This window comes from Enterococcus sp. DIV0802b, from assembly GCF_050543535.1.
In the GTDB taxonomy this organism is placed as follows: domain Bacteria; phylum Bacillota; class Bacilli; order Lactobacillales; family Enterococcaceae; genus Enterococcus_D; species Enterococcus_D entomosocium.
Genome location: NZ_CP172941.1, coordinates 3,124,150 through 3,143,850, shown reverse-complemented (window position 1 = coordinate 3,143,850; position 19,701 = coordinate 3,124,150). Strand labels below are relative to the sequence as shown.

21 protein-coding genes and 1 other annotated feature are annotated in these 19,701 nt (G+C 44.0%); of the genes, 14 read left to right on the top strand and 7 right to left on the bottom strand.

The genetic code is table 11. The features are described 5' to 3' along the window. Positions 1-9 precede the first annotated feature (9 nt). From IGJ12_RS14625 to IGJ12_RS14605, 5 genes are all read left to right on the top strand, one after another. A complete protein-coding gene (locus tag IGJ12_RS14625) occupies positions 10-387 on the top strand; it encodes an arsenate reductase family protein (RefSeq protein WP_008379379.1) in 378 nt (125 codons plus the stop codon). Next, positions 369-707, top strand: a complete 339-nt coding sequence (locus IGJ12_RS14620; RefSeq protein ID WP_010749086.1) for a glycine cleavage system protein H — start codon at positions 369-371, stop codon at positions 705-707. Before IGJ12_RS14625 ends, IGJ12_RS14620 begins: the two co-directional genes overlap by 19 nt. A 77-nt stretch (positions 708-784) precedes the next feature. Next, positions 785-1,034: a binding site (T-box leader), on the top strand. Between the two features lie 71 nt (positions 1,035-1,105). Beyond that, a complete protein-coding gene (locus tag IGJ12_RS14615; RefSeq protein ID WP_008379383.1) occupies positions 1,106-2,140 on the top strand; it encodes a methionine ABC transporter ATP-binding protein in 1,035 nt (344 codons plus the stop codon). After that, the gene (locus IGJ12_RS14610; RefSeq protein ID WP_005233617.1) at positions 2,133-2,819 is read left to right on the top strand and encodes a methionine ABC transporter permease; all 687 of its coding nucleotides are present in this window, start codon (positions 2,133-2,135) and stop codon (positions 2,817-2,819) included. The genes IGJ12_RS14615 and IGJ12_RS14610 overlap by 8 nt, the downstream gene beginning before the upstream one ends. Before the next feature lie 44 nt (positions 2,820-2,863). Further along, on the top strand, positions 2,864-3,718 hold the full coding sequence (locus IGJ12_RS14605) for a MetQ/NlpA family ABC transporter substrate-binding protein (RefSeq protein WP_010749087.1): 855 nt from the start codon (positions 2,864-2,866) through the stop codon (positions 3,716-3,718). A 38-nt stretch (positions 3,719-3,756) separates the two neighbouring features. Here the strand turns inward: IGJ12_RS14605 and IGJ12_RS14600 are convergent, their stop codons facing one another. The 3 genes from IGJ12_RS14600 to IGJ12_RS14590 all read right to left on the bottom strand — a co-directional run bounded on the left by IGJ12_RS14600 (position 3,757) and on the right by IGJ12_RS14590 (position 6,303). Continuing rightward, a complete protein-coding gene (locus IGJ12_RS14600) occupies positions 3,757-4,809 on the bottom strand; it encodes a helix-turn-helix domain-containing protein (RefSeq protein ID WP_016612937.1) in 1,053 nt (350 codons plus the stop codon). 243 nt (positions 4,810-5,052) lie between these two features. Further along, entirely contained in the window at positions 5,053-5,370 is a 318-nt protein-coding gene (locus IGJ12_RS14595) for a DUF960 domain-containing protein (protein WP_005233624.1), read from the bottom strand. Between the two features lie 318 nt (positions 5,371-5,688). Continuing rightward, a complete protein-coding gene (locus IGJ12_RS14590; protein ID WP_005227923.1) occupies positions 5,689-6,303 on the bottom strand; it encodes a 50S ribosomal protein L25/general stress protein Ctc in 615 nt (204 codons plus the stop codon). 300 nt (positions 6,304-6,603) lie between these two features. Between IGJ12_RS14590 and IGJ12_RS14585 the strand changes: the two genes are divergently transcribed. The 3 genes from IGJ12_RS14585 to udk all read left to right on the top strand — a co-directional run bounded on the left by IGJ12_RS14585 (position 6,604) and on the right by udk (position 8,725). Further along, positions 6,604-7,320, top strand: coding sequence for a pseudouridine synthase (locus tag IGJ12_RS14585; RefSeq protein WP_430619159.1), 717 nt, complete (start codon positions 6,604-6,606; stop codon positions 7,318-7,320). A gap of 14 nt (positions 7,321-7,334) precedes the next feature. After that, positions 7,335-8,018, top strand: coding sequence for a YjjG family noncanonical pyrimidine nucleotidase (locus IGJ12_RS14580; RefSeq protein ID WP_016612934.1), 684 nt, complete (start codon positions 7,335-7,337; stop codon positions 8,016-8,018). 83 nt (positions 8,019-8,101) lie between these two features. Next, the gene (gene udk / locus IGJ12_RS14575; protein WP_005227927.1) at positions 8,102-8,725 is read left to right on the top strand and encodes a uridine kinase; all 624 of its coding nucleotides are present in this window, start codon (positions 8,102-8,104) and stop codon (positions 8,723-8,725) included. Positions 8,726-9,077: 352 nt separating this feature from the next. On the opposite strand, the gene IGJ12_RS14570 is transcribed toward udk, so the two are convergent. The 3 genes from IGJ12_RS14570 to IGJ12_RS14560 are packed head-to-tail and all read right to left on the bottom strand — an operon-like array spanning position 9,078 to position 11,557. Further along, positions 9,078-9,551: a GNAT family N-acetyltransferase gene (locus IGJ12_RS14570; RefSeq protein WP_196043802.1), complete on the bottom strand. Its 474-nt coding sequence runs from the start codon at positions 9,549-9,551 to the stop codon at positions 9,078-9,080. 11 nt (positions 9,552-9,562) lie between these two features. Continuing rightward, positions 9,563-10,879 (bottom strand): sensor histidine kinase, encoded by a 1,317-nt coding sequence (locus tag IGJ12_RS14565; RefSeq protein WP_005233642.1) that lies wholly within the window; start codon positions 10,877-10,879, stop codon positions 9,563-9,565. Positions 10,880-10,882: 3 nt separating this feature from the next. Next, complete coding sequence (locus tag IGJ12_RS14560; RefSeq protein WP_005233644.1) at positions 10,883-11,557, bottom strand: response regulator transcription factor; 675 nt, start codon at positions 11,555-11,557, stop codon at positions 10,883-10,885. Between the two features lie 131 nt (positions 11,558-11,688). On the opposite strand from IGJ12_RS14560, the gene IGJ12_RS14555 reads away from it, so the two are divergent. From IGJ12_RS14555 to IGJ12_RS14530, 6 genes are all read left to right on the top strand, one after another. Then, positions 11,689-12,411 (top strand): polyphosphate polymerase domain-containing protein, encoded by a 723-nt coding sequence (locus IGJ12_RS14555; protein ID WP_005233646.1) that lies wholly within the window; start codon positions 11,689-11,691, stop codon positions 12,409-12,411. Next, on the top strand, positions 12,401-13,078 hold the full coding sequence (locus IGJ12_RS14550; RefSeq protein WP_005233649.1) for a DUF4956 domain-containing protein: 678 nt from the start codon (positions 12,401-12,403) through the stop codon (positions 13,076-13,078). Before IGJ12_RS14555 ends, IGJ12_RS14550 begins: the two co-directional genes overlap by 11 nt. 15 nt (positions 13,079-13,093) lie before the next feature. After that, positions 13,094-14,950 (top strand): carbohydrate-binding domain-containing protein, encoded by a 1,857-nt coding sequence (locus IGJ12_RS14545; protein WP_430619158.1) that lies wholly within the window; start codon positions 13,094-13,096, stop codon positions 14,948-14,950. A 170-nt stretch (positions 14,951-15,120) separates the two neighbouring features. After that, the gene (locus IGJ12_RS14540) at positions 15,121-16,605 is read left to right on the top strand and encodes an ABC transporter permease (protein WP_430619157.1); all 1,485 of its coding nucleotides are present in this window, start codon (positions 15,121-15,123) and stop codon (positions 16,603-16,605) included. A 10-nt stretch (positions 16,606-16,615) separates the two neighbouring features. Further along, on the top strand, positions 16,616-17,281 hold the full coding sequence (locus IGJ12_RS14535; protein ID WP_005233653.1) for an ABC transporter ATP-binding protein: 666 nt from the start codon (positions 16,616-16,618) through the stop codon (positions 17,279-17,281). Positions 17,282-17,448: 167 nt separating this feature from the next. Continuing rightward, the gene (locus IGJ12_RS14530; RefSeq protein ID WP_008379406.1) at positions 17,449-17,901 is read left to right on the top strand and encodes a YaiI/YqxD family protein; all 453 of its coding nucleotides are present in this window, start codon (positions 17,449-17,451) and stop codon (positions 17,899-17,901) included. Positions 17,902-17,953: 52 nt separating this feature from the next. On the opposite strand, the gene IGJ12_RS14525 is transcribed toward IGJ12_RS14530, so the two are convergent. Then, positions 17,954-19,696: an ABC1 kinase family protein gene (locus IGJ12_RS14525; protein ID WP_016612930.1), complete on the bottom strand. Its 1,743-nt coding sequence runs from the start codon at positions 19,694-19,696 to the stop codon at positions 17,954-17,956. Between the last annotated feature and the right edge of the window lie 5 nt (positions 19,697-19,701).

Genomic DNA, 19,701 nt, shown 5'->3' with positions numbered 1-19,701 from the left:
GGAGTTCACATGATTACATTTTATTGGTACCCAAAATGCAGTACATGCCGAAATGCGAAGCGTTGGTTAGAAGAGCACGAGATTCCCTTTGAAGCGATCGATATGGTGGCTACACCGCCTCAACCGGAACAATTGCTGGCTTGGATCCAATCAAGCGAAGCACCGTTAACCCGTTTCTTTAACACAAGCGGCATGAAATACCGTGAATTGCAATTAAAAGAAAAAGTGCCGACCATGACTGCCCAAGACGCAGCCGATGTGCTGGCAACCGATGGTATGTTGATCAAGCGCCCACTGCTCGTTAGCGGCGACCGCTTTTTGATTAATGGATTTAAAGAAAATGAATATGAAGGAGTCTTACAAGAATCATGGAAAAGAAATGCTTAAGAAAAAAAGATAATTTGTGGGTTTTGTTTAACGGGAAAGAATATTGTGTCGGTTTAACAAAAGAAGCGCAAGAAGAACTTGGTGCGGTCACGTTTGCTTCGATTCAAAAAGCAGGAACTGCTTTAAAACAAGGAGAGACCCTTGTTGAGCTGGAAGCGGAAAAAGCAGTCAGTGAATTTCCAAGTCCATTGACGGGCGTGATTTCTTCCGTAAATGAAAAAATCGATCAATCCATTGATACCTTAAATGATGAAGACGAAATGAACGCTTGGCTTGTCAGCTTCAAAGAGGTTGACCCAAGTCAATTTGAAGCCTTGTAAGTCAAATCTGTAAAAACGACTATTTTTTCAAAAAGAATTGACAGTCGGATAAGACGTTGCTATAATTTGCTCAATAAATGAATGCTTTGAAAAGAAGAGTACATGTTCTTAACGTACACAGAGAGCCCTGTTTGGTGCAAATGGGCAACGGAGAGAGGATGGAAGATGGTCTTTGAGCATGATAGGTGAGTGGAAACAAGCCTATCACGGGAGGCACCCGTTACAGTGCAGCAGTATGCGAAGCAATTCAAGTACTGAGCGAGGCTGTTGATGCGAATCGACAGTAAATCAAGGTGGTAACGCGGAAGTTGTGCTTTCGTCCTTTGTAACAGTATAATGTACAGAGGATGAGAGCTTTTTTTGTGTTTAACCAACCAAAGAGGAAAGATGGGAATAACATGGCATTAATCGAATTGTCGCATGTAAAAAAGTCATTCGGCAAAAAGCAAACGGCTGTCCACGCCGTCAATGATGTTTCACTGCAAGTGGAAAAAGGCGATATCTATGGAATCGTCGGCTACTCTGGTGCTGGGAAAAGTACATTAGTTCGTTTGTTGAACGGCTTAGAATTGCCGACAGCAGGAGATGTAGTCATTAACGGTCAAAATATTTTGGCATTGAAAAACAAAGAATTGAGAAACTTCCGCAAAAAAATCGGCATGATTTTTCAGCACTTTAATCTATTATGGTCTCGAACGGTGGCGGAGAACATCGAATTGCCATTGGAGTTGGCTGGCGTTGAAAAAGCAAAACGACGTCAACGAGCGCAAGAGCTGATTAAATTAGTTGGGTTGGAAGGGCGGGAAACTGCCTATCCGGCACAATTGTCTGGCGGGCAAAAGCAAAGAGTCGGGATTGCTCGTGCATTAGCGAATGAACCAGAAATTTTGCTGTGTGATGAAGCAACGAGTGCGTTAGATCCACAAACAACAGAAGAAGTGTTGGATCTCTTACTTTCCATCAATAAAAAATTGCATTTGACGATCGTGCTGATTACCCATGAAATGAACGTCATTCGTAAAATCTGCAACAAGGTCGCGGTGATGGAGCATGGGCAGATCGTTGAAGAAGGATCAGTACAATCGGTTTTCCGTAACCCGCAGCAAGAAGTGACCAAACGTTTTGTTCAGCAAGATTTGGAACCAGAAGAAGATGTTGAAGAACTACGGCAAGCCTTCTTACGAGAAAATCCGCAAGGGCATTTAGTGACCTTGACCTTTACACAAGACAACGCCAATGAACCAGTCATTTCACAAGCGATCCGCCGCTTTCAGATCGATGTCAATGTCGTTTACGGAAAGATCCAACAAACCAATGAAGGATCCTTTGGCGGCTTGACGGTCTTATTGACAGGTGAAGCAAGTGAGGTCGAAAAAGCGATCGCCTTTTTCAAAGAGCAGCAAGTGGGCGTGGAGGTGATTGAGCGTGGATAAGTCATTTGTAGAAACCTATTTTAATTTTGAAAAAGTCGACTGGACCAACATGCAGCAAGCAACTCTGGACACTTTGTTTATGACTTTTTTCTCAATGGTTTTAGTGGTTGTGATCGGTTTGCTTCTAGGATTGGCGCTTTATTCACTAGGGCGTAAACAAACGGCGGGAGCCAACATTTTCTATAATGTGGTTTCCATCATCAGTAACGCCTTTCGCTCAACGCCATTCATGATTTTGATGGTCTTGATCATTCCGTTTACAACATTATTAGTCGGTTCGTTCCTAGGGGCAAAAGCAGCGATCCCAGCATTAGTTTTATCGGCTGCGCCGTTTTATGCTCGGATGGTGGAAATTGCTTTTCGTGAAGTCAATCCTGGTGTGATTGAAGCCGCCGAAGCGATGGGCGCCAGTTACTGGGAGATCATTTATAAGATCGTGATTCCAGAAAGTGTTCCGGCATTGATTTCAGGACTGACGGTCACAACGATCTCAATGATTGGTTATACCGCCATGGCAGGTGCGATTGGTGCCGGTGGGCTAGGCGCTTTGGCTTGGCAAGAAGGATTTCAACGTGGAAATTACACTGTTACGCTTGTTGCAACAGTGATTATTTTAATTATCGTTTTCATTATCCAAGGGGTCGGCGATTTCCTTGCGAAGGCCACCGATAAACGGTAAATGAAACGAAGAACAAAAAGTGGAAAATATGGGAGGAAATGGATATGAAAAAGATTTTTGGTATTGCAACAACCTTATTGTTAACTGCCGCTTTAGCTGCTTGTGGAACAGGCTCAAATTCAGGAAGCTCTGATTCATCTGCGGCTGAGGGAGAATCAACAAAATTAGTGATCGGTGCATCGGTTACGCCTCATGCGGAAATTTTAGAACAAGCCAAACCTTTACTAGCAGAAGAAGGCATTGATCTTGAAATCAAAACCTTCGATGATTATGTGTTGCCAAACAAAGCATTGGAAAATGGCGATATCGATGCCAATTACTTCCAACACATTCCTTACTTAAACAAACAAATCGCAGACAATGGCTATGACTTTGTCAATGCTGGTGCGATTCATATCGAGCCAATGGGTCTTTACTCAAAACGAATCTCTGATATTTCAGAACTAGAAGATGGTGCAACGGTTCTTACTTCCACTTCTGAATCTGACTGGGGTCGTATCCTAACGATTTTACAAGATGCTGACTTGATCACCTTAAAAGACGGCGTTGATACAGAAACGGCAACCTTTGATGATATTGCTGAAAATCCGAAAAACTTAGAATTTAAACATGACGTCGATCCATCTCTTTTGGCGACTGCTTATCAAAACGACGAAGCAGACCTAATTGCCATCAATGCGAACTTCGCATTTGGGATCGATTTGAACCCAGCGGATGATTCTGTTTTATTAGAAGCGGATAATTCTCCTTATGTCAACGTGATTGCTGTCCGCAGTGGTGACGAAGATAGCGACAAAATCAAGAAATTGATCGAAGTGCTTCATTCAGACGAAATCAAAGACTTTGTTGAAGAACAATGGCAAGGTTCAGTGAAAATCGTTGATGCTGACGCAAAATAATTCACTGATAGTAAAATGATTTTAAAAAGAGCGTACCGCTATTCAAGTGGGCGCTCTTTTTGTTGCGGAAAGGCAATGATGGGTTGGAAGAAAGAGACGTCTTGCCAAATGCATTCATAGAGCAAGGGCAACTCGGGATGCTTCTTTAAAAGTTTTTCGTAGTGGGGAAGCTGTGTCAAGAAAACACGGACCAAGCATTGTGAACGTTCAGATAAGCGAGGATTTAATGGCGGATAGACAAATAAATTGCCCTCCAATAATGCCCCCAGCAGATGGGCTTGGAAAATTTTCGGCAAAAGAACCTCTAACGGCTGCTCGATTGGATACTGCCTCAAAACTGGGGTGATGATTTGGCATAAGAGGACAGATTCTTCTGCAGGTACATAGAAAGGCTCCAGTGTTAGAAGCTGTTTCCATAAAAACAAATAGCTGCGTTCACCGACTAAGTAGAAACTTGGAACAAAGTGTTTGGGAAAAACTTGTTGAGTAAACGTGATTGATGTGTTGGGATAAAAAGCAGTTTTCCGTAACTGATGGATTTGTGTCAGCTCCTGAAACGCTTGATTGGGGGAGATAAGCGCTGGGTTTGCTAAGAGGGTAAGGCGAAAAAGCACATAGCGCAGTTGTCGTTCGTTGCCAGTGATTAAAGGATAACTGCGGCGATCGATAGCTAGTTGATAAGGTGCTAAAAAGTTAGAAAAGGATGAAAAGCGCCGATGCAAACTGGATGGGCTGAGATAATAGCGTTTGTAGAGGTCTGCAAAGGAAATAGTCGGCATTTTTAACAAGAGCAAGAGTAGCTGATAATTTACACTTTTATTGAATAATGCAGCAATCATTTCCATATGGGGGAGGGAGCAACTGGCTGATTGCTGCAAATGACGGTCTGCACGAATGTGCCCTTGTTGTACATCATAGTGGAAGAATGGGTCCTCGTTTAAATAGCTTGACAGCAGCCGGCGGATCGTTTTGACAGAGATATTTTGGGCGGAAGCAGCTTTATTCAAAGGCAGGGGATTTTCGGTTAAAAGTGTTGTGGAGAGTCGCAGCATTTGCATAATATCTTTTTCAAGGATATTTTTCAACATCATGCACCTCTTTCAGCTAAATTTTGCAACTGTCCTTATTATAAGGGAACTTCATTCGTTATTTTCACTCGCAAAAAATAGTCAATAAAACGTAATAAAAAACGATGTTTTTGTCGAGTATTTATTTGAAATTGCTGCTAGACAGAATTAAATGAAAGGAGGTATGCAAAAAAAAACCGCCTTCTAAAATAAAAAGGGTGGTTTTTTATATAGGTGTCGTTATAAAAAGAGAATGGCGAATGGGCGTTAACGAGTCTCGCTAGGCAATAAAATCGTTTGCCGTTGCCCATCGTCATATACATAGACTTTTTGGGGATACAGGTCGGAATACCGGTACGGTAGATCAACACCAAGTTCGATTTGACTTTGGGCTTGAGAAAAAAGCAGGGTGACACGACCATGATTGTTTTGGACTTCAAAGGTGAGCAGATTTGTCAACGGAATAAACCCTTTTAAATCAAGATCAATGATTAACCATATACTATCGATCAGTTCGCTAGGTAGTGTTTGAACAATACCGCCAGAAGCGTAACGACTGCGGTGATCATCAAATGTTTCAAACATAATAAACCCCTCCTTCAAGTAGGCTTGCCATTAACATCAAATTTGTCTATTTATCATAATGAAGAACCGTCAAAAATGCAACTACTTCTGCTTTTCTTTTTGGTCAGCGACGCATTTTAACTATTTTCTTAAAAATTTGTTGGGTTGGCTGGACCAAGCTTTCCCAAAGACGTCTTTCAATGGGAAATAGTCAGTTGCAGCATACCAGCTCTTCGTAAGAATGAAAAGGACTCTTGAAGGGAAATCCCTTCAAGAGTCCTACATTTCTTAGAAGTGTCTGTTGATTGAAGACGTGGTCTTAAGAACGGTGTTCTATGATTACTCTTCGTCTTCACCGATAACTGCTGGTTCAGCAGCTTCGCCGGCTTCTTCATCTTCAGAGATTTCTTGTGGTTCAGTAACCGCAACGATTTGTTCTTCTGGATCGGTCACGATCGTGTACTCGTCGTTCTTAGGCAGATCAGCCACTGTTAATGAATCGCCGATCTCTAATGACGTCACATCGATCTCAACACGTTCAGGCAATTTGTCTGGTGTTGCTGATACAACGACTGTATACAAGTTTTGTGCTAGAACACCACCAGCTTTGACACCAGCAGATTCACCAATTAAGGTTACTTCTGCTTCTACTTCTGTTTCTTCATTCATATCGACAGATAGGAATTCAACGTGGGTTAAATTGCGTGTGAAGGTATCTGATTGATACTCTTTGATCAGTGTATTGACTTTTTTGCCTTCTAAACTGATCGTGATTACGGTATTCAATCCATTTTCACGCAAGATTTTTTCTAATTCTGCTGCATTGACAGCAATCGGTGTGCTTTCTACTTTGTACCCATTGACAATTGCAGGTACTTTTCCTTCGTGACGCAACTTGTTCCGTAAAGAACGTGGGCGAACTTCTCTTTTCGTAACTTCTAATGATACTGACATAACTCAATTCCTCCTAAAATTTTCTCGTTAGTAACGAGATTTTTTAAGCAAATTTTGTTAACTCTGCACATTAAGTGGTACGTGAGTGAAAACACGCAAAAGGGCAGTTGTGTACACAACTGCCCCAGAAAGTTTTGGTTCAACTTTTCTCCACCAGGTCATAACGCTGTGTATGAGAAACTATATTTACTTTACTCTTTAACCTTACGCAAAAAGACAAAGAAAGTCAAATCATTTGAAATCCTGGCAGTTTCCTTTCGCTAAATCCTAAGCTATAATAGCCACTATGGAGAAAAATTTATGCGTTTAGATAAAGTGATCGAGCAACAATTGAATACATCCCGGAAAGAGATGAAACGGTTGTTTCAGCAAGGAAAAGTCTTTGTGGATCATAGGATTGAGCGAAGGCCCGAGCGCAACGTCGATAGCAGCTTGCATCAAATCATGGTTGCGGGGCGGCAGTTGGAAACACAGGAACGCTATTATATCGTCAACAAGCCCAAGGGTGTCGTTACAGCCAATCTGGATCAACAGCACCAGACAGTGATCGCTTTGATTGCACCCGAAGATCAACATCCTGATCTTTATGCCGTCGGTCGATTGGATCGGGACACGGAAGGGTTGGTATTAGTTACGACGAATGGTCAGTTAGGCTATGACTTGCTGCATCCCACCAAAAAGGTGACCAAGCGATATGAAGTGGTGGTCAATGACTTGGTGACTCCTGAGGATGTGGCGGCATTTGCTGCAGGGATCACCTTTCATGGTGGTGTCACTTGCAAACCAGCTGCCCTAACGATCATCGATGCCCGAGCGGATCATTCCTTTGTTTCGTTAGAAATTGCTGAAGGCAAGTTCCATCAAGTGAAAAAGATGTTTTTATCCCGAGGGAAAAAAGTCATTCATCTGAAACGAACAGCGATGGGTTCGCTGGTTCTACCAGATGATTTAGCAGTGGGCAGTTATCGCTCGCTGACGCAAGAAGAATTAAAAGGACTGGCGGCGCATTTCCGCTGAGAAAGAGGGAGAAAATGAAGTATAAAACATTATTATTTGATGTCGATGACACGATCCTCGACTTTCAAGATACCGAAGATCAAGCCTTAAAAGCACTGTTTGAAGCTCATGGCTTGGAAATGACTCCAGAGCGCAAACAAAGCTATCAAACGATCAATCATGATTTGTGGCAGCAGTTTGAGCAAGGGAAAATCACGAGAGACCAAGTCATCAATGAGCGTTTCGGCTTGTTTTTTGAAACGCAAGGCATTCAGGTCGATAGTCCAGCAGTTGAATTGGCGTACCGAGAATTTCTAAATGAAGGACATAAACTGTTAGACAACAGTGATGAGATCTTAGCGGAGTTGGCGCAGCATTTTGACCTATACGTGGTTACGAACGGGGTTTCTGAAACCCAGTACCGTCGCTTGGAAGATGCCAAATTGAAGCCCTATTTCCGTGATATTTTTGTTTCAGAAGACACGGGTTATCAAAAACCAATGAAAGAATATTTTGACTACGTGTTTGCCCGCATACCAAACGTTAAAAAACAAGAAACAGTCATTATTGGCGATTCACTGACTTCAGATATCTTAGGCGGACAATTGGCAGGGATCGACACGATTTGGTTTAATCCAAAGAAAAAAAACAGTGGTGAGATTCAGCCTACCTTTGAGATCGAACGCTTGCAGCAATTACTTCCTTTATTGCAGCACTGATTCTACAGAAACAGTAGTAATTTGCCGAATTTTCGCTATAATAGAACCAGTGTGAATTTTTTAAGATGAAAGAGGTTAATTGAATGACGAATGGCAAGCCCATTATTATTGGTGTGACAGGTGGATCAGGTAGTGGAAAAACAAGCGTGAGTCGGGCGATCTTTAATCATTTCCCCAACCATTCTATTATGATGCTTGAACAAGACTCCTACTATAAAGACCAAAGTGATCTGAGCTTTGAAGAACGGTTGAACACCAACTATGACCATCCTTTTGCATTTGATACTGATTTGTTGATCGATCACTTGCAGCAGCTGCTTGCATATCAAACGATCGAAAAACCTGTCTATGATTATGTCGCTCATACCCGCAGCGAAGCAACGATCATTCAAGAACCCAAAGAAGTCATTATCTTGGAAGGGATCTTGATTTTAGAAGATGAACGTTTGCGTAATTTAATGGATATTAAACTTTATGTTGATACAGATGATGATATTCGCATCATTCGCCGGATCAAACGTGATATGGAAGAGCGTGGCCGGACGTTGGATTCTGTGATCGAACAATACTTGACGGTCGTAAAACCGATGTATCATCAATTTATCGAACCGACAAAACGGTATGCTGATGTCATCGTACCAGAAGGCGGCGAAAACCACGTAGCCATTGATTTGATTACGACCAAAGTGGCAACCTTCTTATCCTAAGGTTTCTTGAATCCATCGATTTGAACGTTTCTTTTGAGAAGAAACAACTGGTTCATGTAAAACTGCTGATAAGTGCTCTTTCTTGAAAGATGTTTATCCGCAGTTTTTGATTTTATAAAAAAAAACAGTAGTATTCCGACTAATTTTATGGTAAAGTAATCCTCATGCGACGAGTCGAGAAGGTCTAGCATTAGCTGACCAGATTGATAGCAGAGGCACACCGCGTAAGCAACCTACCGGATTTGTAGGGTGTCGGAATATTCCTTTTGTGGAGATAGGGTATTCTACTAGCAATAGTACTGTGAGTGAAAAAAGCTGTGAACAATTTTGTTCACAGCTTTTTTTTGTTTATTTACGTGAGAGAACAGCGATAGATGGTGGAAGACTCTCCCCAAGGGTGGTATCCAGTGCCGATCGGTTCGAAAGCAAACTGCTCATAAAAAGTAGAAAGATCCGTACATAGATACAGAGAATCAAAACCAGCTCCAGCAGCGCGCTGTTTAGCTGTTTCGATCAAAAGGCGGGCACCGCCTTGGCCACGCCACAAAGGGTCCACATACAAGGCGCAAAGCCAAGGCGTCAAATCCATCCGACTGATGAAGTCGTTGGGGATCAAGCCGCCGCAGCCGATGATTTGATAAGGTCCGTCGGATGCCATCTCATCATTGACCAGCAGTAGCCATTGCGGCAAAATACTTGTTGAAAAACTATGGGTCAGGCTGTCTTCATAAACCATGAGGGAATCGGGGCCAGCCCACTGTTTTTGGAAGTAACGGATCGCTTCTGCTAAGTATTCAGGGTGTTCTTTAAGGGTGATGACCTGCATTTTTTTCTCCTTTATCCTTCTTTAGGTAAGCGAATCTGAAAAATAACCCCTCGTGGCTGCAGATCTTTGACCAGAATTTGTCCTTTGTGCTCTTCGACGATTTGCTTGGCGATCGCTAAGCCTAAACCATAGCCGCCGGTCTCCTTGGAGCGAGAACGATCCTCGCGGTAGAAGCGGTCAAAGATGCGAGCTTTCTCTTCATCGGAAATAGTTGGTCCCGTGTTTTTGACCTCGATCAGCCATTGCTTGTTAGAAATCTCCGATAAGAGCGTAATTTTATCACCACTGCTGGTATATTTTAAGGCATTATCTAGGAGAATCACGAGGACTTGATGAATTTTCTTTTGATCAAAGCAAGCGGTCGTTTTGGCAAAATTTTCGACAATAAAATGTTTTTGATCCAGTTCGGCAATTTCTTTGAAAGGTTTGACTAAGTCATCGATAAACGGAACTAATTCGACGGTTTCTTTCGTTAACAGCAGTTGATTGGAATCACTGCGGGCAATCGTTAGTAGATCAGCCGTTAATCCAGTTAGCCGTCGGGTTTCCGCTAACGCTTGTGCAATGCTTTCAGATTCTTCAATGATCGTATGATTGGGCTTGGTAAACAGGCGCTCCAGACTATTTTGAATGATCGTCAATGGTGTGCGCAGCTCGTGAGAAGCATTTTCGACAAATTCTTGTTGTTTCTTCCACGAGGCTAAAATTGGGCGCATGTTCAAGCTGGAAAGCAAGTAGCTGATCCCGATCGAGAGAATCCAGAAAAAAATCATCGATAAAATCAAGATGGTTTGGAAATTGTTCATGGCATTTTTGATTTGATTGGTGTTCGCTAAGACTTGGATATAGCCGACCCCGGCGTCATTGGTTGGGGCTTTGGTGGTGATTGAGCGAAACAAAAGTGTCTCTTCTTCCTCTGACAAGGACTGATCCACCACTGAAAAAGACGTGATACTGTCTAAATGGCTCGTATCTAAAGATAGACTTGCCAATTGTGAAAAACGGCCGCCTAAAGTCTGTTTGTTTAAAATCTCGCCGTCCTCAGACCAGAGGATCAACTGGGTGTTGAAGCGATTGGTACCAGGGATCTTCGGCATTGCACTATCTGGTGGCAATACCTCTAGATTGGATTGTGAAGCGCTGATCTCAGCTTGGATCAAGCGGGTATCTTTGACTGCTTGTTCCAAAGAAATATCGGTTTGACGATAAGCCGATTGGTTGAATAATTGGAGCACGATCGTTCCTAAAAGTAAGAAGACCAAAGCAAAGGCACTGACATTTAGGAGAAAGGAGTGCAGCCGTTGTCTCTTAGAGCGTTCTTTATTCATAGACTAGGCTCCTTGCATAATATAGCCGACATTTCGCAACGTACGGATCTCTTTGTCGATTCCTGTCTGGCGCAAGTGTTTTCGCAGATTGCTCATGTAGACTTCTACGACAGTCAGGGTCGTTTCTGAATCGAACCCCCAGATGCGATCAAAAATCTGTTCCTTGGTCAAAATAATGTTTCTATTTTGTAGAAAATAGAGCAGTAGCTCAAATTCTTTCCCTTGAATCGGTAAAAGCTCCCCTTGATAGCTGACCTCGTTGGTGCCAAGGTTACAGAGCAACCCATTATATTCCAGTGTATTTTCATTGAACAAACCTAAGGAGCGTTTTAGCAACGCTTTGATCCGCATCAATAATTCTTCCCGATAAAAAGGCTTGGTCAAATAATCATCAGCCCCTTTTTGAAAGCCGGTTACTTTGTCTTCTAAGCCGTCTTTGGCTGTTAAAATCAGGACGGGTGTTTGGAGTCCTTTTTTTCGTAATGCTGAAAGCACCTCATAGCCGTTCATCTCAGGCATCATCAAGTCAAGAATAATCAAGTCATAGATCCCCGTTTCCGCCTCGTACAAGCCTTCACTGCCATCATATGCTTGCGTGACTTCACCGATTTCGCTGACGATCTCTTTCATATTTTCAGATAATGTTTTGTCATCTTCGATTACTAATAATTTAATCATGTTCCCACCTCTTTAAGGATAAGAATAGCACGAATAGCATAAAAAATGCTTAAAAAAACTGTTTTGTCTTAAGCTGTATTTAAGATAGCTGCCGTAAATTCAGTGCATGGATTTCAAGGGAGGAACATTTTATGAAATTAAAAAAAGTCTTTCAAAGAAAAGAGACGAAATATCTATTGACTAAGGAGCAATTTCCAGCATTTCTTGGCGAGTTGCAGCAAAAAATGGCGATCGATGAATATGGGCAACACACGATTATGTCCTTGTATTATGATACCCAGGATTACCGCTTTATTCGTCATTCGATGGACAAACCGAAATACAAAGAAAAATTTCGGGTCCGCAGCTATGGGGTACCGACAGAGCAACAGTTGATTTTTTTAGAGATCAAGAAGAAAGTCAGTGGCGTGGTCTACAAACGCCGCGTTCCGATGCCCTATGCTGACTATTGCCGCTGGTTGCAAACGGGGGTCTTGCCGTCAATGGAGGAAGCCCCGCAAATCGCCGCGGAGATCCACTGGTTATTTAAGAAAAACCCGGACCTGCTACCAAAAGTCTTGATTGCCTATGATCGCCTGTCGCTGTTTGTTGATGATGATAGTGAATTTCGCGTGACGTTCGATCAAAACATTCGCTTTCGCACCTGCGATCTCATGTTAGGTTCCGGTAGTGACGGTGCACTAGTAGCACCGGAAGTCGGAGTGTTGATGGAAGTCAAAGCCCTCGGCTCTTATCCAATATGGTTTGTGGAACTGTTGAACAAATACAGTGTGCGCAAAGGCAGCTTTTCAAAATATGCCCAAACCTATCAACGGCATTTATTCAAGAAGGAGGAACGGTTACATGTTATCTAGTCTATTTTCTGGCGATACGAGCACCCTTGAATGGAGTAGCTTATTGATCTGTATCGCCGCCTCATTGCTTCTAGGATTATTAGTGGCAGCGATCCATATGATCCGCAATGTCTATACGAAAAACTTCGTCATTACCTTGGCAGTCTTACCGATTCTCGTTCAATCGGTGATCATGCTAGTCAACGGCAATCTTGGCACAGGGGTGGCGATCTTAGGTGCCTTCAGTTTGATTCGTTTCCGCTCGGTTCCCGGGGGTTCTAGAGAGATTACCAGCGTCTTTTGGTCGATGGGGATCGGTCTGGCAACTGGGATGGGGTATGTCGGCTATGTTGTCATTTTTTCCATTATCGTGGCGCTTTTCTTGACCCTTTTATATACGATGCCCTTTGGCGATCGACAAGCCACGAGTGAACGGGAACTGAAGGTCACGATTCCGGAAGATTTGGATTATCCACAATTATTCGATGATCTCTTTGAAAAATATACGCATTCTGCCAAACTGACATCGGTTCGAACGACGACGATGGGAAGCTTGTATGAATTGCGCTATCAGTTGCTGTTAAAAGACCAAGCGCAAGAAAAGCAAATCATTGATGAAGTTCGGGTTCGTAATGGCAATTTACCTGTTGTTTTAGGCAAGCTCACCGCTAACCGCGATGAGCTGTAGAAGGAGGAACCTTTTATGAAAAAACTCATTTATCCACTCTTGCTCTCATCGCTGCTCTTAGGCGCTTGCGGGCAAACCGATAGTACTAGCACGAGCAGCAGTTCCAGTTCCGCAGCAGCAGTTTCCAGTTCTGCCGCAGTGACCAACGTTTCAACGACCCTTGATGATTCTGTGGACTATTACGGTAGTTACGAAGAAGAAGATGTTGATGCTTCCTACGATGAGGCAACTGCTACGCAACTTGAATTGAATGGCAGCGACACGACGGCTGTTGATGGCGTTTCAGTGGAAGACCAAACCGTGACGATCACCCAAGCCGGCACCTATGTCGTCAGCGGGTCGTTAAGTAATGGCCAACTGGTTGTCAACGTCAACAAAGAAGAAAAAGTCCATCTGATCTTTGCTGGTGTCACGATCACCAATGAAGACGGGGCGGCCGTCGTCATCGAACAAGCAGAAAAAGTCATCACGACCTTAGCCAGTGATACGACGAATACTCTGACGGATGGCAGCAGCTACACCTTGGCTGAAGGCGAGACAGAACCAGATGCTGCCTTTTATAGTAAAGAAGATTTGTCCATCAACGGCGATGGGACGTTGGTGATCACAGGAAATTACAGCAACGGATTGCGCAGCAAAGATGATTTGGTTTTAGCAGGTGGTACGATTGAAATCACAGCGAAAAACAACGCCATCAAAGGAAAAGATTCCGTATCGATCTTGGCGGGGAACTACACACTGAACACCACTGAAGGAGATGGTATCCAAGCGAATAATACGGAAGATGCGGAAAAAGGCTACGTTGCGATCGATGGTGGTACCTTTACGATCCAAAGTGGTCGTGACGGGATCCAAGCAGAAACAAATTTAAGCATCCAATCAGCTGATATCACGATCAAAACGGCTGACGGAGCCCAAAGTCAGTCGCTAGTGACGGATGAAAGTTACAAAGGATTGAAAGCTGGCGGTGTGATGACCATCAGCAGCGGCACCTTTACGATCGATAGTGCGGATGATAGCTTGCATGCCAATGATACGATCAACATTGCAGGTGGCACGATCACTGCCAGCAGTGGCGATGATGGGATCCACGCCGACAATGAATTGACGATCTCCGACGGAACGATTTCTATCGAAGAATCCTATGAAGGATTAGAAGCAAGTGTAATCACGATTGCAGGTGGCACGACACACGTCGTGGCTAGCGATGATGGGATCAATGCCGGTGGTGGCAGTGATACGGATGAAACAACGGGACAATTTGGTCAAGACAGTTTTGGCGGCGGCCCTGGCGGCGGCGATACCGCGGATGACAGTAAACAGATCACGATCACTGGTGGAACGTTGGTCATTGATGCCGAAGGGGACGGCCTGGATAGTAATGGCAATGTCACCATGAGTGATGGCGTCGTCATCGTAAATGGTCCAACGACCGGTGGCAATGGTGCTTTGGACTATAACGGCACATTTGAACTCACCGGCGGCGTCTTGTTAGCGGCAGGCACGACCGATATGGCCATGAACGTTAGCGGTGGTAGTCAACAGTCGATCGGAATCAGTTTCGATCAAACCCAATCAGCCGAGACCCTAGTGACCTTAAAGGACAGTCAAGGTCAGACGATCTTGTCCTATGCCCCAAGCAAAAGCTACCAACACGTGGTTCTTTCCAGCCCAGATTTGACCGATAGCAGCTATACGTTGGTCAGTGGTGGGACGAATGATGCACAAGCAGTCTCCGGTTATTATGCTGGCGGAACCCTCAGTGATGGGACAGAGTTAGGAACATTGTCCGTCACGGATACTATCGCTAACTTGACCCAATCAGGTGCAACAGCGACAACCAATCAGATGGGCGGTGGTTTTGGTCGTTAGTTGAAGTTTCACCGATCATCACCAAATGGTTATCAATAAATCGAACAGATCGCAGGCAGCCGTTGCGGTCTGTTTCTATGATTCAAAAAATCAGGAGACGGTTTAAGGTCAATTTAAGCTAGGATCCTTATAGTCGAAAGACAATAAATAGCTATTCAGGAGGAACAAAGATGAATTTTTTGAAACGAGGTCTCCAAAGTTTATGGGCGAAAAAAGGCCGGAGCCTGTTGCTGATCGCCGTATTTTCTGCAATCTTGATTTTTGTATTGGCGGGTCTGACGATTCGCAGTGCGGCACTAGTAGCGACTGAAAATGCCCAGAAAAGTGTTGGCGCAACTGTGACGTTGCAAGCAAACCGCGAGCAGGCTTTTCAGCAAAGGAGCTCTTCTTCTGACAGCGATGACCAAAGCACCCGACCAGATCCAGGGAGTTTTCAATCGACACCAGTAGCGATTACTGATGCCCAAGCGATCGCCGATTTAGACGGGGTTGCCTCATATAGTTTTGAAGTCAGCACCTCTGCTGATGCCGTCAGCGGGATCGAACCGATCTCCAGCAGTGACTCATCGACAGAGTCAGAAGCAACCGATAGCAGCGAGACGGGGCAAATGGACGGTATGCCAGGAGGAATGCCTGGTGGGAATATGAGTACGGGTGATTTCCAAATCACTGGTGTATCAAGCAGTGCGGCGTATACGACTTTTTCGGAAGGAACAGCGACGATCACGGATGGAGAAGGAATTACTTCTGAGGATGAAGGTACGAACCAAGTCCTGATCGAATCCTCACTAGCTGAAGCGAATGATTTGGCGGTCGGAGATACGTTTTCGATCACTGATGCAGAGGACAATGAAGTAGAAGTGACGATCAAGGGAATCTATGAAACGAGTGAAGTTGGCAACAGCATGAGCCAAATGTTTAACTTTCTCAACCCAGCCAACACGATCATTGCCTCTTATACTCTTGCCAATACGTTGAGCGGCAATGAGGACACCATTGATTCAGCAACCTATACCTTGAGTGATCCGTCTGAGATGACAGCATTCGTGGAAGAAGCGGAAGGGTTGATCGATACAGAAACCTACAGCATTCAAACCAACGATCAAATGTATCAGTCGATGCTGACACCATTGAATAATGTCGCTAGCTTTGCAAAAAATATTATTGTGTTAGTTGCTGCTGCCGGTATCATTATTTTGACGTTGATCGTGATGATGTCGATTCGGGAACGTCGCTATGAGATTGGTGTATTGCTCTCTTTAGGCGAGTCACGGGCTAAAGTGATCCTACAGTTTTTCACAGAGATTTTTGTCTGTATGGTGTTTGCTTTAGGGATCGCGGCCGCTAGCGGCAATCTTGTCGGGAATGCCGTCGGAGAGCAATTATTGGCACAACAAACAGAGACAACGACTGATCAAGCAGCCACTGAAAACGCTGGTCCTGGAGGCGGGGAGATACCGCAAATGGGCGGAAATCGTGGTGGTTCTTTCCCATCCTTCACCCAATCAGCAGAAGTGGAGTCCTTGGAGATCACCGTTTCCCCTCAACAAATTGGTTTATTGGCATTACTCGGTCTAGGGATCAGTTTTGGCTCGATCTTACTCTCTTCCGCGGGCATTTTGCGGTTGAATCCGAAAAAAATCTTGGTTTCTTAGGAGGAACGACATGACATTACGAACAGAACAATTAGGATATTGGTATCAAAGCGAAGCAGAAGCGCTGTTTCGTGACGTTGATTTGACCTTTGAACCTGGCAAGATGTATGCGATCTTAGGTTCCAGCGGATCGGGGAAAACAACTTTCCTGTCACTGATCACGGGCCTAGATACACCGAAAGAAGGAAAGATTTTCTACAATGAAGAAACGTTAGCAAAAATCGGATTGCGAGAATACCGCCGCAAAGATGTTTCCATCGTGTTCCAAGCGTATAATCTATTGCCTTATATGTCGGCACTGGACAATGTGATCACAGCCATGGCGATCGCGAAGTCGCAGCAAGCCGATAAAAAGGCCTATGCTTTAGCCAACTTAGCCAAAGTTGGCATCACGGAAGAGCTGGCACTGAAAAAAGTGACCCAATTATCGGGTGGGCAACAGCAGCGGGTCGCTATCGTTCGCGCGTTGTGCTGTGAACATGAGCTGATCGTAGCCGATGAACCGACTGGAAATTTGGATGAAACGACATCTAAAGAAATCGTCAAACTGTTTCAAGAAATTGCCCATGAGCAAAAAAAATGTATCATCTTAGTGACCCATGAACAAGAAGTAGCAAAGGCTTGCGATGTCGTTTATGAGTTGAAGGAACGAGCATTTTCTAAAATTGAAAGGTGAGCTTTGCGTATGGTAACTGCTAGTTAGTGAGACAAAGATCGTCATTCTTATTCCCTCATTGAGCAAGACTGAAATGAAAATACCGCAAAGTCTGCTTGCATCTTCTAGGTGCTCCTCTTACAATAGAAGTAATTGTAAAAGAAGGAACTTTTGAGAGGAGCAAGCAGATGCGGCTTTTTATTGACGGCGACGGTTCGCCGGTGAAAAATGAAGTGATTGAACTGGCTCAGCAGTATCAGCTGCCGGTAGTGATCGTGACCAGTGTCGATCATTATACGACCAAAGACTATCCCGCCCATGTCCACTTTGTCTATGTCGACAAAGGCTCGGATCGCGCGGATTATGAAATCGTGAAGGAGATAGAACCCGGCGATTTTCTCGTCACCCAAGATTATGGCTTAGCCTCGTTAGTCTTGCCCAAAAAAGCACGAGTTTTTCACCATAACAGTACAGAGTATTTGCCAGAAACGATCGATTTTTTATTAGGTCAACGCTACTTAGGTGCGCAGATGCGTAAAGCAGGCAAGCGCACAAAAGGACCGAAGCCCTTTACGAAAGAGGATCGGGAAGTCTTCAAACGAATCTTTGAAAACGAATTGCGACAGACCCTTGCAAAATAAGCACCCTCAAGACCCAGCTTCTGCATGAAACACGGGAATTGAAGGTGCTTATTTATTTCTTACGAAAACGATCATAAAAGTATTTGCCGACTAAAGCTACGATCGCGAAAAATGCCAAGGTATATCCGAAGATCCCCATCTGATGGACGAAGGCTCCTTGTTGCGGGCTGGCGACCACCAATAAGGAAGAGCCAAGGATGACCGCAGCTAGAATAATACCGATCACCAGTCGATTGACCATCTGATCAAAGCGATCCAATAGCTGTTTTTGTTCGCGGATCTCTAAATTTAACCGGTGTTTACCAGTCGCAAAAGTGTCTAAGACAGCCAAGGTTCGATCAGGAAGATGGCTAAGTGCCCGCAAGCTTTTTGCGGTTGCCAAGGCGCTTTTTTTCACCTCGTCTTCAATACTCAGCTGCTGTAAGAAATATTTTTGTGCAAAAGGCTGAGTGACTTCCATCATTGATAATTCGGGGTCTAAGGCTTTGATCACACCTTCCAAGGTGCCAAAAGCCTTAATCAGCAAGGTGATGTCTCGATGCATCTGCAGTTGGTTATCATGGCAGATCGTGATGACTTCCCCCATCACTTTTTGCAAGTCGATATCCTTTAGCGGCATATTATAGTAGTTTTCAACAAATTTTTGAAGATCCTGATAGAAGGCGACTTCATCAAAGGAACTGCCGCTGCTGTTGCACAAACGCAAGACAGCTTTGCCGACTTCTTGGGTGTCTTGGGTATACAAAGCAATCAATGCATCAGCTAAGCGACTGCGTAATGACTGATCCAAGTGTCCCATCATCCCAAAATCTAAGAAAATCACTTGGTAAGGCGGCATAATCGCTTCTTCTTGCCACTTCAATGAATAATCAACACCGCCGAGGACACCGACGCGCTGTTTGACTTGGAATGGTTTTGGTCGGTTGGTTTGATCTGTGAAGACATGTAAAAAAAGATTGCCAGGATGCGGATCAGCGTGAAAGAAGCCATCTTCAAAGACTTGCTTCATAAAGTTTTCGACTAATAGCGTTCCCACTTGTTTTTTCACTGCTTTCACGGACTGATTGTCATAAACGATATCTTGATTGCTGCGGGTCAGCAAGCAGTTCAAACTTTCACCGGCCATGTAATCCATGACTAATACTTTTTGGGTGCACCATTCGGGATAAACTTTTGGCAATGCCAATTGCGGGTTTTGGTGATTGTTACGGTAGAATTCCTGCGCATTTTTCATCTCTTGTAAAAAATTTGTTTCATTGGCAAGGGATCGTCTGACTTCGCTTAACACGCTTTTTAAATCCACCACATTGGCTTCTGGAATTGCACGAACCAACGGTAGAGCCTTTTCAAAAAGATCGAGATCCACTTGAATCGCCGCAATGATTCCCGGATGCTGCACTTTGACGATCACTTCTTTGCCGCTGATCAAGTTTGCTCGGTGGGCTTGTCCGATGGAAGCTGAGGCGACTGGGATTTCATCAAAAGCGGAAAAAACTTCCGTTAGTGGCTGCTGTAGTTCTGCTTCCAGCAGTGCTTTGACCTTGGGAAATGGATCACTTTTGACATTGTCTTGTAACTGCTTGAAGGCATCAACGAAAGTGCTGGAAAGCAGGTCATTGCGGACCGAAAGCATCTGCCCGATTTTGATAAATGTTGGTCCTAATTCTTCAAACGCTTGACGCACCATTTCGGGATGCTGCTGTTTGCTGATATTTTGAACGACTTTGTATTTCAAAAAGACTTGAAGGATTTGTTTTAATCGTCCTTTTCTAGAAGGAGCAGTTTGTTCTGTCATAGGTC

Coding starts and splice junctions, on each gene's coding strand:
- IGJ12_RS14625 (WP_008379379.1), top strand. CDS start 10: ATGATTACATTTTATTGGTACCCAAAATGCAGTACATGCCGAAATGCG.
- IGJ12_RS14620 (WP_010749086.1), top strand. CDS start 369: ATGGAAAAGAAATGCTTAAGAAAAAAAGATAATTTGTGGGTTTTGTTT.
- IGJ12_RS14615 (WP_008379383.1), top strand. CDS start 1,106: ATGGCATTAATCGAATTGTCGCATGTAAAAAAGTCATTCGGCAAAAAG.
- IGJ12_RS14605 (WP_010749087.1), top strand. CDS start 2,864: ATGAAAAAGATTTTTGGTATTGCAACAACCTTATTGTTAACTGCCGCT.
- IGJ12_RS14600 (WP_016612937.1), bottom strand. CDS start 4,809: ATGATGTTGAAAAATATCCTTGAAAAAGATATTATGCAAATGCTGCGA.
- IGJ12_RS14595 (WP_005233624.1), bottom strand. CDS start 5,370: ATGTTTGAAACATTTGATGATCACCGCAGTCGTTACGCTTCTGGCGGT.
- IGJ12_RS14590 (WP_005227923.1), bottom strand. CDS start 6,303: ATGTCAGTATCATTAGAAGTTACGAAAAGAGAAGTTCGCCCACGTTCT.
- IGJ12_RS14585 (WP_430619159.1), top strand. CDS start 6,604: ATGCGTTTAGATAAAGTGATCGAGCAACAATTGAATACATCCCGGAAA.
- IGJ12_RS14580 (WP_016612934.1), top strand. CDS start 7,335: ATGAAGTATAAAACATTATTATTTGATGTCGATGACACGATCCTCGAC.
- udk (WP_005227927.1), top strand. CDS start 8,102: ATGACGAATGGCAAGCCCATTATTATTGGTGTGACAGGTGGATCAGGT.
- IGJ12_RS14570 (WP_196043802.1), bottom strand. CDS start 9,551: ATGCAGGTCATCACCCTTAAAGAACACCCTGAATACTTAGCAGAAGCG.
- IGJ12_RS14565 (WP_005233642.1), bottom strand. CDS start 10,879: ATGAATAAAGAACGCTCTAAGAGACAACGGCTGCACTCCTTTCTCCTA.
- IGJ12_RS14560 (WP_005233644.1), bottom strand. CDS start 11,557: ATGATTAAATTATTAGTAATCGAAGATGACAAAACATTATCTGAAAAT.
- IGJ12_RS14555 (WP_005233646.1), top strand. CDS start 11,689: ATGAAATTAAAAAAAGTCTTTCAAAGAAAAGAGACGAAATATCTATTG.
- IGJ12_RS14550 (WP_005233649.1), top strand. CDS start 12,401: ATGTTATCTAGTCTATTTTCTGGCGATACGAGCACCCTTGAATGGAGT.
- IGJ12_RS14545 (WP_430619158.1), top strand. CDS start 13,094: ATGAAAAAACTCATTTATCCACTCTTGCTCTCATCGCTGCTCTTAGGC.
- IGJ12_RS14540 (WP_430619157.1), top strand. CDS start 15,121: ATGAATTTTTTGAAACGAGGTCTCCAAAGTTTATGGGCGAAAAAAGGC.
- IGJ12_RS14535 (WP_005233653.1), top strand. CDS start 16,616: ATGACATTACGAACAGAACAATTAGGATATTGGTATCAAAGCGAAGCA.
- IGJ12_RS14530 (WP_008379406.1), top strand. CDS start 17,449: ATGCGGCTTTTTATTGACGGCGACGGTTCGCCGGTGAAAAATGAAGTG.
- IGJ12_RS14525 (WP_016612930.1), bottom strand. CDS start 19,696: ATGACAGAACAAACTGCTCCTTCTAGAAAAGGACGATTAAAACAAATC.